This is a genomic window from Aquimarina callyspongiae (assembly GCF_034322225.1).
Taxonomy (GTDB): Bacteria; Bacteroidota; Bacteroidia; order Flavobacteriales; family Flavobacteriaceae; genus Aquimarina.
Genome location: NZ_JAXLPA010000005.1, coordinates 401,748 through 417,949, shown reverse-complemented (window position 1 = coordinate 417,949; position 16,202 = coordinate 401,748). Strand labels below are relative to the sequence as shown.

The window sequence follows — 16,202 nt, the reverse complement described above, 5'->3', positions numbered from 1 at the left end:
ATATTTTCGTGCTAAAATTTGAGGTTTAATAAAAATTTCAGGAGAATGAAATGAGCTATAACAATTCTTTATAGTGCTTTAAAGAATTTTATGGTTAATTTCATCTAATAAACAAAAACACAATCCCAAAGAAGAGATGAAACAAAAAGTTACATTAAAACAAATCGCAAAAGAACTAGATGTTTCCATTTCTACGGTATCAAAAGCATTAAAAGATAGTGTAGAGATTAGTTTAGATACCCGACAAAAAGTAAAAGCCTTTGCTAAACTGTATAACTATAAGCCAAACAATATTGCATTAAGCCTTAAGAACAGGAAGACCAAAACGATTGGCGTTATTATCCCAGAGATTGTACATCACTTTTTTACAACAGTTATTGGTGGAGTAGAGAAGGTAGCTAATGAGAAAGGATATAATGTGATTATTTGTTCCTCAAATAACTCTTTTGATAAAGAAGTAATTAATTTAGAAATGCTGGCTAGTGGGAGTGCTGACGGGTTTATCTTATCAGTTGCCAAAGAAACTCAACTCAAAAAAGATTATCATCATATCCAGGAAACAATGAGTCAGGGAATGCCTGTAGTTCTTTTTGACAGGATTATTGATGAGGTGGTTTGTGATAAAGTAATTATAGATGATATAAAAGGAGCTCAAACGGCTACGAATCACCTTCTGACTTTGGGCTGTAAAAAAATTGCAATCCTTACTACAGTAGATTATATTAGTGTAGGTAAACTTAGAACAAATGGATACCTCAGGGCTTTAAGAGCCTATGATGTTCCTGAAAAAGAAGAATATATTCTTAAGATTGAAGATGTTGATAATTGTGAATCAGAAATAGCTGATTTTCTTAAAAATAAAGATATCGATGCAATTTTTGCGGTTAACGAATTATTTGCTGTAACTGCCGCTAAGGTATTGAAAGAACAGGGTAAAGGAGTTCCAGATGATGTTTCGATTATTGGATTTACAGATGGGATTCTTTCAAAACATTTTATACCCAGTTTAACAACTGTAAGTCAACATGGAGAAGAGATGGGAGTGCGAGCGGCTAAGCTTCTTATCGATAAGTTAGAGGTTGAAGATGATGTAACAGAAGAGTATAAAACAGTTATCATAGATACTAGCTTGATACAAAGGCAATCAACAAAAAAAAATTAGGAGTAATCTCATTTATTTAAAAATATATAATATATTTGACCCCTATCAGAACTTATATTTTCACTTTCTACTAACATAAGTTTTGATAAGTTGACGCTTATCATAGTAATACTAAAACTTTTACTTGATGAACAAGCGCAAATTAGGTTTCTGGGAGATTTGGAACATGAGTTTCGGTTTCTTGGGAATACAGTTCGGCTTTGCTTTGCAGGGCGGATTCATGTCCAGAATATTTCAAACGTTAGGTGCGGATAAAGATGCGATCCCTTTGTTATGGATTGCTGCCCCCTTAACAGGTTTGTTGGTTCAACCTATTATAGGATATCTCAGTGATAGAACCTGGAGTCCAAAATGGGGAAGACGTAGGCCTTATTTCTTAATAGGAGCGATACTTAGTTCTATCGCATTATTTCTAGTGCCTCATTCTCCAACACTATGGGTGGCAGCAGGATTTTTATGGATTCTCGATGCTTCCATTAATATATCCATGGAACCATTTAGAGCCTTAGTAGCAGATAAGTTACCAGATTCTCAACGTTCTTATGGGTTTGTAACACAAACCTTAATTATAGGTATCGGTACCTGGGTAGCCAGTAATTTGCCTTGGATGGTTTCTCAAATGGGAGTGAGCGATTCTGCAGCAACAGGAGTGGTTCCTATGTCGGTTAAAGTGGCCTTTGCAATTGGAGGTTTTGTTTTTCTTGCCAGTATTCTATATACCGTATTTACTACTTCAGAATACCCACCTGAAGATATGGAAGAGTTTGAAAGAGAGAAAAAGAAGAAAAATCAATTCATCCCTGATATTCTTAATAATATAGGAAGTATGCCACTTACTATGAAAAAATTAGGTTTGATTCAGTTTTTTAGCTGGTTTGCTTTTTTTACGATGTGGAGTTTGGCAAATCCAGCCTTAACAGAACATGTTTTTAAAACACCGGTTCCAATTCAATCAGAATATGATATGAATACTCCAGAATCGGCAAAAGCATTTGAAGTAGCCAATACAGCTTTTCAAAAATCATCAAATGACGTAGGAAGATATATGGGAGTTTATGGGTTATCTTCTATGGCATTTGCCCTGATTCTCACTTTTTACACATCAAGAAGAAGAATCAATAGAAAACTAGTACACTTAGGGTCATTAATGATGGGAGGAATAGGTTTTATCTCTATGTATTTTATTCCTTCTCCCACCTGGTTAATTTTATCATTCTCATTAATCGGTTTTGCTTGGGGTAGTATTTTATCAATGCCTTATGCGATGCTATCCAGTTCTGTTGACCCCAAAAAAATGGGAGTCATTATGGGAATATTCAACATGTTTATTGTGATCCCTCAAATTATAGCGGCAATAGGTGGAGTCAATTTTGCCTATAAACTTATTGGAGATGAAACGATTAATGCAATGGTAGTGGCAGGTATAAGTTTATTAATAGCTGGACTGTGTAACTTGTTCATTACCAATAAAGATGCAATAAGTTATAATCCAAAAGAAGCTTAATAATAAAACCGACACGATTTAAAAATCTTTAAATAAACAAAATAGATAGTGATTGTTTTAATCGTCAAAAATTCTATCTGACCACTAAAACAGTAAATATAAACAGATGAAAAAAGCATTCATATTTGACTTAGATGGTGTTATTGTGGATACCGCAAAATATCATTTTCTGGCTTGGCAAAACCTGGCCAATGGATTGGGGATTTCTTTTTCTTCAGAACAAAATGAGCAATTAAAAGGGGTTAGTCGAGTACGATCCTTAGAAAAAATATTAGAATGGGGAAATAAAACTATATCTGAAGAAGAGTTTACAAGGTTAATGAAGGAAAAGAATGAAGAATACCTGGAGTATATTTCAAAAATGGATACTACAGAGATATTACCTGATGTACCTAAGATCCTTGAATATTTGATCACTAATAAACAACCCGTAGCATTAGGGTCTGCCAGTAAAAATGCAAGAATAATTCTTCAAAAAGTTAAGCTTTTAGAAAAGTTTAATGTAATCGTAGACGGAACCGATGTGTCAAAAGCAAAACCAGACCCCGAAGTATTTTTGATCGGGGCACAGAAACTAAAAGTAGCTCCAGAAGATTGTATAGTATTTGAAGATTCAGTAGCCGGAGTTCAGGCAGCCAATATAACTAATATGATCAGTATTGGAATAGGTGATCCTGTAGTTTTAAAAGAAGCAGATTATGTTTTTAAAGACTTTACAGAAATAACAGAAAAATTTATTAATCAATTAATAACAACCAAAAAAACGAGAACAATCTAAGCAAACTTTATGTTCTACTACCATAGAATGTAAAAACAGGTATTTGCTTAGTGGACTAAAAAAGAAACCAATGAATCAGGATTATATAAAACCAGATAACTGGTCAATTATTGAAGAAGGATTTGATGTAGAAAGAGTTAAATCCTCAGAAAGCCTATTTAGTATAGGGAATGGAGCAATGGGACAGCGTGCCAACTTTGAAGAAACTTATTCTGGACCTACTTTTCAAGGGAGTTATATTGCAGGAGTATATTATCCAGATAAGACTAGAGTAGGTTGGTGGAAAAATGGATATCCAGAGTATTTTGCAAAAGTACTTAATGCTCCAAATTGGATTGGAATAGACGTAGTAATTAATGGCGAAAAACTAGATCTTTATAAATGTAGATTGGTTACTGATTTTCGTAGAGAGTTAAATATGAAAGAAGGTTGGTATCAACGTTCTTTTAAAGCGGTCTTACAAAACAAAACTGAGGTAATTGTTAAGTCTACACGTTTTCTAAGTATTGATTTGGATGAGGTAGGAGCTATTAAATATGAAGTAAGTCCAATAAATCAGGATGCAGAGATCGACTTTACTCCATATCTGGATTCAGGAATAACTAATGAAGATACCAATTGGGATGACAAGTTTTGGGATACTTATGAGGTAGCTCATAAGGGTAATGGTGCATATATATGTTCAAAAACCATGAAAACCGAGTTTCACGCTTGTACCGGAATGTTAAACCAAATATACCTAGATGGACAATTACAAGAAGAACATCCATTGGAAGAAACTAATAAAAATCGGGTTGGACTTAGGTATACGCTAAAAGTATCAAAAGGAAGTACTGCTCAAGTTTGTAAATATGGAGGATATACCGTTTCACTTAATCATAAAGAAGAAGATTTATCTTCTGCCAGTGCTACTGTACTGAAACAAGCTTCAGAATCAGGTTTTGATGCGTTATTGGATTTACAAAGACAAGGATGGTCCAAGATATGGGAAATGGCAGATATTACTATCGAAGGAGATGTAAAAGCACAACAAGGAATACGATTTAATATTTTTCAATTAAATCAAACTTATTTAGGTAAAGATGCCAGATTAAATATTGGACCTAAGGGATTTACAGGAGAAAAGTATGGAGGAAGCACTTATTGGGATACAGAGGCATATTGCATTCCTTTCTATATGGCAACAAAAGATCAACTAGTTGCCAGAAATCTTTTGACATATCGATATAATCATCTGGAAAAGGCCATAGAAAATGCAGAAAAACTAGGTTTTACCAATGGAGCAGCTTTGTATCCAATGGTAACCATGAATGGAGAAGAATGCCATAACGAATGGGAGATCACTTTTGAAGAAATCCATCGTAATGGAGCAATGACATTTGCAATATATAATTATGTAAGATATACAGGGGATTATAGTTATATCCCAGAAAAAGGATTAGAAGTAATGATAGCAATAGCTCGTTTCTGGCATCAGAGAGCTACGTTTTCAACAGATAAAGAAAAATATGTTATTCTTGGAGTCACTGGACCCAATGAATATGAAAATAACATTAATAACAATTGGTACACGAATTATCTGGCAAAATGGTGTATAGAATATTGTGTTGAAAGTATTACAAAAGTTAAAACCGAATATCAAAGTGATTATAACAGAATACTAGAAAAAACAAATTTGAATCAGTCAGAAATCAATGCGATGCTAGAGGTGGCTGATAAAATGTATTTTCCGTATTCAGAAAAACATCAGGTATACCTTCAACAAGACGGTTTCTTGGATAAGGAGTTAATAACGGTTAGCGATCTTGATAAATCACAACGACCGATTAATCAAAAGTGGAGTTGGGATAGAATCTTGCGATCGCCGTATATAAAACAGGCAGATACATTGCAAGGGTTCTATATGTTTGAAGATCAATTTACAAAAGAAGAATTGGCTCGACATTTTGATTTTTATGAACCTTTTACCGTTCATGAATCCTCACTTTCTCCTTGCGTGCATAGTATACAGGCAGCAACTTTGGATAGAATGGATCAGGCATATACTTTCTACTTGAGAACATCCCGATTAGATCTTGATGATTATAATAAAGAAGTAGAAGAAGGATTGCATATTACCAGTATGGCTGGTACTTGGATGAGTATTGTCGAAGGATTTGGAGGCCTAAGAATTAAAAATGACACCTTATCTTTTACTCCCAAAATTCCTAAAGAATGGAAAGGGTATACCTTTAATGTGAATTTTAGAAACCAAATCTTAAAAGTAAAGGTATCACAAGAAGGCACTTCTTTCAATCTTGAAGGAAATCAGGAATTAGTCATTTATGTTGACGGAAAAGAATTTACGATCTCTCCAAATAGTTTAATCAATATATAATTTATAACAGTATTGATTAAAAGAGAAACTATCTCAGAAAAGTATATTTCTGGGATAGTTATTCCAATTCTGATTATAGGTTTTAATATCTGGATCAGAAATGTACAAGAAAAGAATCCTCTTATGGATTTTTAACACTTCTAGAATAATAAAAAACAAATACATGAAAAGTAAACTAATAGTTCTGCTAGCCTGGTGCTTTATTGCTGTTGCACATGCACAGGTTGAAAAAATAGAGCCTCCATTTTGGTGGAGCGGAATGCAGCATAATGAACTACAATTGATGTGTTATGGTAAAGACATTGCAAAATATGATGTAGAAATAGAAGGGATTGAAGTTAGTGATATTATAAAAACCGAAAACCCAAACTATCTTTTTATTACTGTAATTACTAAAGATGTAAAAGCAGGAAAGGTTTCAATTAATTTTAAAGAAAACAATAAGATTGTGTTTTCTCAGCCGTATGAGCTTAAGCCAAGAAAAGAAAACTCTGCTCAACGCAAAGGTTTTGACAGTAGTGATGTTATCTATTTAATAATGCCAGATCGTTTTGCTAATGGAAACTCTAAGAATGATTCACACCCTGATACGGTGGAAAAAGCAGATCGTTCTAACCCTGGAGGTAGACATGGAGGTGATATAGAGGGAGTAATTGAACATTTAGACTATCTGGATGATTTGGGCGCAACGGCTTTATGGAGCACTCCTTTATTAGAGGATAATGAGCCAACATATTCATATCATACATATGCGCAAAGCGATATGTATAAAATAGATCCAAGATTTGGTACTAATGAAGATTATAAACGTTTAGCAACAGAAATGCATAAACGTGACATGAAACTTATCATGGATTATGTTACAAATCATTGGGGTTCTAAACATTGGATGATTAAAGATTTACCTACTAAACAATGGATTCATCAGTGGCCAGAAGGATTTAGAAGAAGTAATTATCGTATGACTACACAATTTGATAACAATGCTTCAGCAATAGATAGTAAAGGGTGTATGGATGGATGGTTTGATACTACCATGCCAGATATGAATCAAAGTAACCCATTATTACTTAATTATATTATTCAAAACGCAATATGGTGGATAGAATATGCAGACTTAGATGGTTTAAGAGTTGATACCTATTCATATAATGATAAAGAAGGAATAGCCAAATGGACCAAATCCATTATGGATGAGTACCCCAATTTTAATATAGTAGGAGAGGTTTGGATGCATGATCAGGCGCAAATGGCTTACTGGCAAAAAGATAGTAAAATAGGAGCGATTGATGGATATAACTCCTATTTACCATCTGTAATGGATTTTACATTACACGATGCAATCACCGTTATATTTAATGAAGATGAAGATTCATGGAATAAAGGTATGATCAAAGCATATGATAACTTTACCAATGATTTTTTATACCCAGATATAAATAACATCCTTTTGTTTCCGGGAAATCACGATACCAACCGCATTAATGAAATTTACCAAAGCGATATTAATAAATATAAAATGGCGATGACATTAATACTAACAACCAGAGGTATTCCTCAAATCTATTATGGTGATGAAATAGGGATGCTTGGTAATCGCGATCAAAAAGGAGATGGAGATATCAGAAGAGATTTTCCAGGAGGGTGGAAACAAGATACTCAAAATGCATTTGTGAATAGTGATTCACAGAACGGTAGAACCAATGATCAGGAAGCATATCATGCCTTTACTAAAAAAGTACTTAACTGGAGAAAAGATGCTCAGGCAATTCATACAGGAAAATTACTACAATTCATCCCTTTTGATAATGTCTATGTGTATTTCAGGTATACCAAAGAAAAAAGCGTTATGGTTTTAATAAATAATAATACCAAGGATCAGAAAATAGATGTGGATCGTTTCAAAGAAGGTATTAAAAACCATAAACTAGGAACTGATATTATTACAGATACTAACATTGATATTACAGAACCTTTTATACTGAAGTCTAAGACTTCTATGATTCTAGAATTAAAATAACCCATTAATATAATATAAATGAAAAAAATCATCTTAAGCTTTATGATAGCAGGATTAATATTATCCTGTGCAAAAGCAAAAAAAGAAGAAACAATTGCAAAAACTGATACCGAAGTTGTAGAAAAAGATGCAGAGACTTTATTGACAGTCAATGCTGAAATGATGGAGAACGCTGTGATTTATGAAGCTAATATTCGCCAATATTCAGAAGAAGGTTCTTTTAAAGCTTTTACTAAGGATATCCCTGTATTGAAGGAATTAGGAGTTAAAATACTTTGGATTATGCCTATATACCCAATATCCATAACTAAAAGCAAAGGGTCTCTTGGGAGTTATTATGCAATATCAGATTACACAAAAGTAAATCCAGAATTTGGAACCATTGAGGATTTTAGAGAATTAGTAAAGACAGCTCATGATAATGGGATTTATGTTATACTTGATTGGGTTGCAAATCATACAGGATGGGATCATACCTGGTTGAAAGATCATCCTGATTACTATACTAAAGATAAAGATGGTAATATTACACATACAGTAGGAACAGACTGGACTGATGTTGCAGACCTTAACTATGATAATGTAGAAATGCGAGAACAAATGAAAAATGATATGATCTACTGGATTAAAGAAGAAGGTGTAGATGGATTCAGATGTGATGTAGCAGGAATGGTACCAGTTGATTTTTGGGATAATACAGTTGCAGAACTTAAAAAAATCAAGCCAGTATTTATGCTGGCAGAAGGATGGGAACCAGAATTAATGAAAAATGCATTTGATATGGGGTATGGTTGGGATACTCATCATAAAATGAATGATATTGCTCAAGGAAAAGCTAATGTTGAAGAGTGGGATAAAAGAATGGCACAAATAGACTCTATGTATGCTGCAGATGATATTTTAATGAATTTCACTTCTAATCACGATGAAAATTCCTGGAATGGAACTGTAAAAGAACGTATGGGAGATTCGGGAGAAATGTTTGCGGCGCTTTCTTACGTTGCTCCTGGGATGCCATTAATCTATTCTGGACAAGAATATGATATGGATAAACGATTATTGTTTTTTGAAAAAGATACTATAATTAAAAAGAAAAGAAAATTTTTCCCTCTTTATAAAAAACTAGGAGAACTTAAAAATACAAACCCTGCGTTACACGGTGGAAAAAATGCTGCTTCCTACACACGTCTTAAAACATCACAAGATGATAAGGTGTTAGCTTTTGTAAGAGAAAAAGAAGAAAAGAAAGTGGTCTTTATAGCAAATATGAATAAAACACCAATTACCTTTAAAGTAACGTTTACAGGAAAATTCAAAGACTATCTTTCAGAAGAAACGATTGAAGGATCACCTGATAAAGAATTACAATTTAAACCTTGGCAGTATAAGATTCTGATCAAAGAATAATATAAAGTAATTTGTACTGATTAAACGACCTGTTATTACAGGTCGTTTTTTATATCATCACAGTAAGTTATTTATTGCCGTCAATTTGATATAGCATTAACGGAAATAACAAAGGGGAAATTTCCCTTTATTTTGTGGTTCATCCACATATGAAGGATAAGGTTTTTTAGTAATTTAGATTGCATATAGATTTAGCTAAATCAACAACCTAAAAACACTAATTTATTTTAAAACTTTACACAATGAATTCTCTTAAAACTTTATTATCTCTTTTTTTTATTGCCTTTAATTTGATTATTCTTAATGCACAAGTTAAAATAGGTCAAGGAGTTACTTCTCCAAATGATTGGGTAGATTATAACACAACCGGTATTTATGTTGATGTTGACACAAAATCTTGTGGATTCAAAACAACACCTCATTATTTAGTAACATTAGAATCAGTTGGGAACAAGGGGTATCATTGGTACATCTCTGGAGCTCCTTCCTTATATAATATAACACCAACAGGTTTCAGGGTATATTTAAGATGGACAGATGCGCCGTCAGATTTACCTACAGTAGGATCTCTAAATTTTCCTAATCCGTTAAGAGCTAGTACAGCAAAAGACAGAGAGTGGGTTATTAGATGGACAGGAATAGAAATGACCGATTGTAATCCTACAAACGAACAACTTGGTGTAGTAAGTCAAATATTCTCAGGACCCAATGGAGCAGAAGTAAATAAAATAAATCCAACTGAGCAACAAATAGAATCACAAGAACCCGTACTATTTCCAAATCCTGGTAAGGACAAGATTGTTATCCAATATTCTGGTTCCATAAAAAAAACAGAAATCTATGACTTGAATTCTAAATTAATAGGTGTTTCTAAAACAAATTCAATAGATATCCAGAATTTACGACAAGGAAGTTATTTTATTAAAATTTATGATGACAAGGGTAAAATTACTACTAAAAGGTTTATCAAATAGGTAGAATATTATTAATAACATTTTCTATGGGATTGTTATAAGTCAAAACGATTTGTATCAATAGAGGGTGTTAATTTTTATAAAAGAACGGCATATTTTAATATGTCGTTCTTTTATTTTAAATCAAGTTTTTATAGACAGGTTTCAGGAATAGTTTCTTTGTGATATCATTTTTTTCTTAACGCAATTCTTGAAAAATGTGTTAAAATAACTTCTTTTTTGTGAGGAAATACTGAATTTATTAACCGAAAACGTTTTAGTTTTTTGGCAAATTAGGTTATTAAGGCCATTAACGATAGATTTGGCTTCGATGACAAAAAAAGTTAAAAATATAGCTGTACTTACTTCAGGAGGAGACGCTCCTGGTATGAATGCTGCGATTAGAGCAGTCGTTCGAGCTTGTAGTTATTATGAAATAAAATGCTTTGGTGTTTATAAAGGTTATGAAGGACTAATTAATAATGAAGTCGAAGAACTCAACGCTCGTTCGGTTCGTAATATTATTAATAAAGGAGGAACATTTCTTAAATCTGCCCGCTCTAAAAAATTCAGAACTCTAGAAGGAAGACAAAAAGCACACGAGAGTTTAATCAAAAATAATATTGATGCTTTAGTTGTAATAGGAGGAGATGGAAGCTTTACCGGAGCGCTTAAATTATCAGAAGAGTTTAATTTTCCAGTTGTAGGAATTCCTGGAACCATAGATAATGATATAAATGGTACTGATTATACTATCGGATATGATACCGCATTAAATACTGTTGTAGAAGCTATTGATAAGATCAGGGATACGGCAAGTTCACATAATCGCTTGTTTTTGATAGAAGTAATGGGTCGCGATGCAGGAGATATTGCGCTTAATGCTGGTATTGGAGCAGGAGCAGAAGAAATCTTGATTCCCGAAGAGAATATGGGAGTAGAAAGATTGATTGATTCTCTTAAAAAGAGTAAAAAGACGGGAAAAACCTCAAGTATTATAGTAGTAGCCGAAGGAGATAAATCAGGTAAAAATATTTTTGAACTAGGAGAATATGTTGAAGAAAACCTGGATGATTATGAAGTAAGAGTTTCTGTACTGGGACATATTCAAAGAGGAGGAGCTCCAAGCTGCTATGATAGAGTATTAGCAAGTAAACTTGGAGTAGGAGCTGTAGAAGCATTACTAGAAGGAAAAAGTGAAGTTATGATAGGTATTGTTCATAAAGTCGTAACAATTGTTCCTCTTAAAGACGCACTAGATAAAAGATTACTTAAACATGACGGATTAATAAAAGTAGCCGATATCACTTCGGTTTAGTAACCACATTTTATAAAACCATAAACAACTAAATTATTAAATATGAGTATGTTGAAAATCGGAATTAACGGTTTCGGAAGAATAGGAAGAATTGCTTTTAGAATTGCTTCTAAACGCGATAATGTAGAGATTGTAGCGATCAATGATTTATTAGATGTAGACCATTTAGCTTATTTATTAGAATATGATTCTGTACACGGAAGATTTGATGGAACGATTGAAGTTAAAAACGGAAACCTTGTAGTAAACGGAAATGAAATTCGTATAACCGCAGAACGTAACCCAGAAGACCTTAAATGGGATGCTGCAGGAGTAGATGTAGTAATGGATTGTACAGGAATCTTTACCACTTTAGACTCTGCTGATGCACACTTAAAAGCAGGAGCAAAAAAGGTAGTAATTTCTGCACCTTCTAAAGATGCTCCAATGTTTGTAATGGGAGTAAATCATAATGATGTAAAAGCTTCTGATACAATCGTATCTAATGCATCTTGTACAACTAACTGTTTAGCACCTTTGGCTAAAGTTATTGATGATAACTTTGGTATCGATGAAGGTTTAATGACTACAGTACATGCTTCTACCGCAACACAAGCTACTGTTGATACTCCTTCTAGAAAAAATTACAGATTAGGACGTAGTGCCTTAAATAACATTATACCTTCTACAACAGGAGCTGCCGTAGCTGTTACAAAAGTAATTCCTGAACTAAAAGGAAAATTAACCGGAATGGCATTTAGAGTACCAACGGCAGATGTTTCTGTAGTAGATCTTACTGTAAAGACTAAAAAATCAGTAACTTATGATGATCTTAAAGCAGTTGTGAAAAAAGCCTCAGAAAATGAGTTAAAAGGAATCTTAGCATATACAGACGAAGATGTAGTATCTCAGGATTTTGTTGGAGAATCACATACTTCTGTATTTGATGCTAACGCAGGGATTGCACTTAATGAGAATTTCTTTAAACTTGTATCCTGGTACGATAATGAATATGGATATTCGACTAAATTAGTTGATTTATCCACTCACGTAGGTAATTTATAATAATAAAATAGATATATCGTCTAATGTTAATTGAGTCTGCTCAGGTGTATGAAAAGAGCAGGCTCGAGGAGACATAGTATACGATCGATTAATTTCTCTTTTGGTAACTACAAATAAATTTACAAATGATTTTATTAGCTGACGGCGGTTCTACTAAATGCGATTGGATTCTTCTTGATGATTCAGGAGAAATCGTCTTTAAAACTCGTACAGAGGGTTTAAATCCCGCTGTGTTTGGCAAATCTCTGTTAGAAGAAAGAATCCGTAAAAATCCCGAACTGGATTCATTTCGTACAAAGATTGAAAATGTACATTTTTATGGTGCAGGATGTGGTACAAAAAAACCTGCTGCCATGCTTAAAAAGGTTTTTGAGGATTATTTTGTTAATGCCAATATTGTAGTTAAAGAAGATATGGTGGCTGCGGTTTATGCTGCCACTACAGAGCCAGGTATTGTCTGTATTTTGGGTACCGGATCAAATAGTTGTTATTTTGATGGTGATGATATTCATATGGTTGTAGATTCTTTGGGATATATTCTTATGGATGAAGCTAGCGGTAACTATTTTGGGAAAAGATTAATACGTGATTATTATTATAAAAGAATGCCTCCAGAAGTAGCATCAGATTTTGAGAAACGTTTTGATCTATCTTCTGATTCTATAAAAGAGAACCTTTACAAAAGAGAAAACCCAAATACCTATTTAGCAACATTTGCAGAATTTATTTTTACCAGTGAGCGTAATGGGTATTTTTATAAGGTTGTTACTGAGGGTATTCAAGAGTTTGTAGAAAACAGAGTATTATGTTTTCCAGAAGCGCAAAATGTACCGATTCATTTTATAGGATCGATAGCCCACTTTAGTGAAGACATTATAAAAGCTGCTGTTTGGCCATATAATCTAACCGTAGGAAATATTGTAAGAAGACCTATAGATGGGATTATTGATTATTATCGTAATGAAGTGATCAAAAAGAAGTCAGATAAGGTATAAAAATCTTTTTAAGAAATTTTGTAGTTAAGGGTTACCCGAGTTCCTTCACCAGGAGTTGAATTTATAAATATTCTTCCGTTTATATAATTCATACGTTCTTTCATAAAGAACAAACCCATTCCTCCTTCTGCTTTGTTTAAAGGAGTAGAAGGTATGCTTGTAATGTCAAACCCTTTTCCGTTGTCATTAATAGTAATACTTAAGAGATCATCAGAATGATTTACCGAAACCATAATATATTCTGATTTTGCATATTTTACAGCGTTATTAACAGCTTCTTGTGTAACGCGATAAAGATTAGTTTCTACCAGAGACTCAAAACGTTGTTCAAAACCAGAAATGTTTTCAAAAAGTATATTCTTACCTGTGAGTTTAGATAGTTCTTTTGCCAGCTTTTGAAGTGCTATTGATATTCCATAATCTTGCAATTCTGGAGGAGTAAGGTTAAAAGTAGCCATCCGAACTCCTTGAATAAGGTCTTTGGATAGTTTTTTAAGCCCTTCTATTTTTTGAGTAGCCTTATCAATATTATTTAGATTAATGGATTCAATATTAAATTTGAGTGCGGTTAACATTTGTCCAATGCTATCATGTATCTCTTTTGCGATTCGTTTTCGTTCTTCTTCCTGAGCTTCAACAATAAGACTTGCATTAGATTTTTGAAGTTCTTCCTTTCTTTTATATTGTTCAGCATTTAATCGTTCAACTTCATTCTGAGCTTCTTTTCGTTTAGAAATATCTGTGCATAGCAACAATCTTTCTGTATCTCCGGATTCTTTAAATACCGGGAGTATTGAAATATCTAACCACGTATTTTGGTTTTCAATAATATTTACCTTGAATTCTTCGTGATAAACTCCTCCTTTATTTTGATTGATTAGGTCTAGAAGTCTGGTTTTTTGAATTTCTCCTAAATGTAAAAGATCGGTTATGTTTTTTCTCTCAGGTTTATTTTCTATGCTCAACAGTTTAGCAAATTGTTCTCCTAAACTTTTAATTACTCCAAATTCATTAACTCGTGCGTATAATAAGGTTTGATCAATTGCTTTAGTGAGAGATACTAATTCGTGTATATTTTGTTCTTGTAATATTCTTAAATCTTGCTCTTTAGAAGCTATCTCTTCAGCTTTTTTCTGAGAGGACAGAACAGTAGAAGTATATCTTTTAATTTTTGAAGTTATTGGTCTGAACAACAGAAAGAGTTCTAAAATTAGGATTGAAATAACAAGAATATTTAAAAGGTATTCTATTTTTTTAAGATGCTCAATTTTTTGAACCGTTTCTTTTTTATATTCTAAAAATAAAACTTCTGTTTGTTCTGAAAATGAGACTTCTTGAGTAATAAAGAGCTTATTCTCAAGAACAGAATTTAGTTGTTGTTGTATATAAAAATGACCACTGAGAATAAGCACTATAACAATACCTAAAGTAATGCTATGCGTTTTACTAAAACGATTAAAGATATGTTGATCTAAAGAATTCTTTTTTTTCAATTCAATAAGATTATGCTAAAGCCTGCTGTATTAAACCTAATGCTTTTTCAGAATACGAAAGTTTTAAAGCAGCTTCGTGTCCTTTTTCAGACATTTTTCTCCAGGTTTTTTGTAAAATAGCAATGATTTTATCTTCGGAATGTTTTTGCAAAAAGTCTTCATAATAAAAATTAAGAAATACTAAACAAATCACATCCTCAAGTGTTTGAGTGTCATCATCTTTTTTTAATTTTTTCTTTTGAAGTAAAAAAGAAACCCGGTCTATTACTTCGGTTTCATACCCTATGCTTTTAAGAATATCTGAAGCTTTAGTTGCATGAAACTTTTTTAAATCTTCTCTCCATTTTAAATACCCCACTCGATCCATTGCATAACTATTACGTGGGATCTCCCAACGACAAATATGTTGTGATCTTGCCGCTAATTTTAAAGCTTCAGAGGCAGTTGGATTAAACTCCTCGAGAGTTTCTGTCATTCTTTGCCCATAAATAAGTTCTTTTGCTATTAATTGATCGTTTACTCTTTCTTTATTAGGATCTTTGGTATTGGCTTTATCAAATAGATTATAGGCTTCTGTTAATTTATCGGTAGGCATAAATACATTGTATTATTATACTTACAAAGTTATGATTTTTTGACGTTAGATGTATATCATTATTAAGAATAGAAAGAACTATTCTGTAAAGCCGATATATACAATATTATTTTTAATCTTAACCGGGTATGTAGCAATAGAAGCAAGGTCACCATTAAGGTTTTCTCCATTCTCTAAAGAGAATGTTTTTTTATGCATAGGACAGGCTACTTTTGGTATTCCATTTTGATCACCGATCATACCTCTGCTTAATACCATTTCCATTTTATGAGGACATACATTTTGACATGCGTACCAGGTATTCTTTCTTTCAAAATTAAAAACTGCTATCTGCTTCTTTTTATATTTTATACAGGCGCCGCCATTTTTTGGGAAATCACTTACTTTGGCAACTTCAAACCATATTTTTACATTTTCTATAGAGGTGTTTTTATATATATCTAATATTTCTTCCATAATTTTTTAAGGTTTCAGGTTTTTGATATAAGCAATTACTTATTCTTACAGTTTTTATGTCTGATGTAGATTAAAAGAGACGTACTAAAAACTATAAATT

At 32.9% G+C, this 16,202-nt stretch carries 13 protein-coding genes; 10 read left to right on the top strand and 3 right to left on the bottom strand.

Annotated features, from left to right (window positions below; all coding sequences use genetic code 11):
- Positions 1–136: 136 nt before the first annotated feature.
- The 10 genes from U0D62_RS21350 (at position 137) to U0D62_RS21305 (ending at position 13,558) form a co-directional block, all read left to right on the top strand.
- On the top strand, positions 137–1,162 hold the full coding sequence (locus U0D62_RS21350; RefSeq protein ID WP_322289387.1) for a LacI family DNA-binding transcriptional regulator: 1,026 nt from the start codon (positions 137–139) through the stop codon (positions 1,160–1,162).
- A 127-nt stretch (positions 1,163–1,289) separates the two neighbouring features.
- Positions 1,290–2,666, top strand: coding sequence for an MFS transporter (locus U0D62_RS21345; RefSeq protein ID WP_322289386.1), 1,377 nt, complete (start codon positions 1,290–1,292; stop codon positions 2,664–2,666).
- Between the two features lie 106 nt (positions 2,667–2,772).
- Entirely contained in the window at positions 2,773–3,444 is a 672-nt protein-coding gene (gene pgmB / locus U0D62_RS21340) for a beta-phosphoglucomutase (protein ID WP_322289385.1), read from the top strand.
- A gap of 70 nt (positions 3,445–3,514) precedes the next feature.
- Complete coding sequence (locus tag U0D62_RS21335; RefSeq protein ID WP_322289384.1) at positions 3,515–5,821, top strand: glycoside hydrolase family 65 protein; 2,307 nt, start codon at positions 3,515–3,517, stop codon at positions 5,819–5,821.
- 163 nt (positions 5,822–5,984) lie between these two features.
- The gene (locus U0D62_RS21330; RefSeq protein ID WP_322289383.1) at positions 5,985–7,841 is read left to right on the top strand and encodes a glycoside hydrolase family 13 protein; all 1,857 of its coding nucleotides are present in this window, start codon (positions 5,985–5,987) and stop codon (positions 7,839–7,841) included.
- Between the two features lie 18 nt (positions 7,842–7,859).
- Positions 7,860–9,248, top strand: coding sequence for an alpha-amylase family glycosyl hydrolase (locus tag U0D62_RS21325; RefSeq protein ID WP_322289382.1), 1,389 nt, complete (start codon positions 7,860–7,862; stop codon positions 9,246–9,248).
- Positions 9,249–9,490: 242 nt separating this feature from the next.
- Positions 9,491–10,222 (top strand): T9SS type A sorting domain-containing protein, encoded by a 732-nt coding sequence (locus U0D62_RS21320; RefSeq protein ID WP_322289381.1) that lies wholly within the window; start codon positions 9,491–9,493, stop codon positions 10,220–10,222.
- 310 nt (positions 10,223–10,532) lie between these two features.
- A complete protein-coding gene (gene pfkA, locus U0D62_RS21315; RefSeq protein ID WP_322289380.1) occupies positions 10,533–11,519 on the top strand; it encodes a 6-phosphofructokinase in 987 nt (328 codons plus the stop codon).
- Between the two features lie 42 nt (positions 11,520–11,561).
- Positions 11,562–12,563, top strand: a complete 1,002-nt coding sequence (gene gap, locus U0D62_RS21310) for a type I glyceraldehyde-3-phosphate dehydrogenase (RefSeq protein ID WP_322289379.1) — start codon at positions 11,562–11,564, stop codon at positions 12,561–12,563.
- Positions 12,564–12,688: 125 nt separating this feature from the next.
- Positions 12,689–13,558: a BadF/BadG/BcrA/BcrD ATPase family protein gene (locus U0D62_RS21305; protein ID WP_322289378.1), complete on the top strand. Its 870-nt coding sequence runs from the start codon at positions 12,689–12,691 to the stop codon at positions 13,556–13,558.
- Positions 13,559–13,566: 8 nt separating this feature from the next.
- On the opposite strand, the gene U0D62_RS21300 is transcribed toward U0D62_RS21305, so the two are convergent.
- From U0D62_RS21300 to nirD, 3 genes are all read right to left on the bottom strand, one after another.
- A complete protein-coding gene (locus U0D62_RS21300; RefSeq protein ID WP_322289377.1) occupies positions 13,567–15,051 on the bottom strand; it encodes a PAS domain-containing sensor histidine kinase in 1,485 nt (494 codons plus the stop codon).
- Between the two features lie 10 nt (positions 15,052–15,061).
- Positions 15,062–15,646 carry a DUF4202 domain-containing protein gene (locus U0D62_RS21295; RefSeq protein WP_322289376.1) on the bottom strand — a complete coding sequence of 195 codons (585 nt, stop codon included), beginning with the start codon at positions 15,644–15,646 and terminating at the stop codon, positions 15,062–15,064.
- Between the two features lie 78 nt (positions 15,647–15,724).
- Positions 15,725–16,102, bottom strand: a complete 378-nt coding sequence (gene nirD, locus U0D62_RS21290; RefSeq protein ID WP_322289375.1) for a nitrite reductase small subunit NirD — start codon at positions 16,100–16,102, stop codon at positions 15,725–15,727.
- Positions 16,103–16,202 lie beyond the last annotated feature (100 nt).

What these genes read in the sequence shown, in the direction of transcription:
- U0D62_RS21350 (WP_322289387.1), top strand. Translation starts at nt 137, where the DNA reads ATGAAACAAAAAGTTACATTAAAACAAATCGCAAAAGAACTAGATGTT.
- U0D62_RS21345 (WP_322289386.1), top strand. Translation starts at nt 1,290, where the DNA reads ATGAACAAGCGCAAATTAGGTTTCTGGGAGATTTGGAACATGAGTTTC.
- pgmB (WP_322289385.1), top strand. Translation starts at nt 2,773, where the DNA reads ATGAAAAAAGCATTCATATTTGACTTAGATGGTGTTATTGTGGATACC.
- U0D62_RS21335 (WP_322289384.1), top strand. Translation starts at nt 3,515, where the DNA reads ATGAATCAGGATTATATAAAACCAGATAACTGGTCAATTATTGAAGAA.
- U0D62_RS21330 (WP_322289383.1), top strand. Translation starts at nt 5,985, where the DNA reads ATGAAAAGTAAACTAATAGTTCTGCTAGCCTGGTGCTTTATTGCTGTT.
- U0D62_RS21325 (WP_322289382.1), top strand. Translation starts at nt 7,860, where the DNA reads ATGAAAAAAATCATCTTAAGCTTTATGATAGCAGGATTAATATTATCC.
- U0D62_RS21320 (WP_322289381.1), top strand. Translation starts at nt 9,491, where the DNA reads ATGAATTCTCTTAAAACTTTATTATCTCTTTTTTTTATTGCCTTTAAT.
- pfkA (WP_322289380.1), top strand. Translation starts at nt 10,533, where the DNA reads ATGACAAAAAAAGTTAAAAATATAGCTGTACTTACTTCAGGAGGAGAC.
- gap (WP_322289379.1), top strand. Translation starts at nt 11,562, where the DNA reads ATGAGTATGTTGAAAATCGGAATTAACGGTTTCGGAAGAATAGGAAGA.
- U0D62_RS21305 (WP_322289378.1), top strand. Translation starts at nt 12,689, where the DNA reads ATGATTTTATTAGCTGACGGCGGTTCTACTAAATGCGATTGGATTCTT.
- U0D62_RS21295 (WP_322289376.1), bottom strand. Translation starts at nt 15,646, where the DNA reads ATGCCTACCGATAAATTAACAGAAGCCTATAATCTATTTGATAAAGCC.
- nirD (WP_322289375.1), bottom strand. Translation starts at nt 16,102, where the DNA reads ATGGAAGAAATATTAGATATATATAAAAACACCTCTATAGAAAATGTA.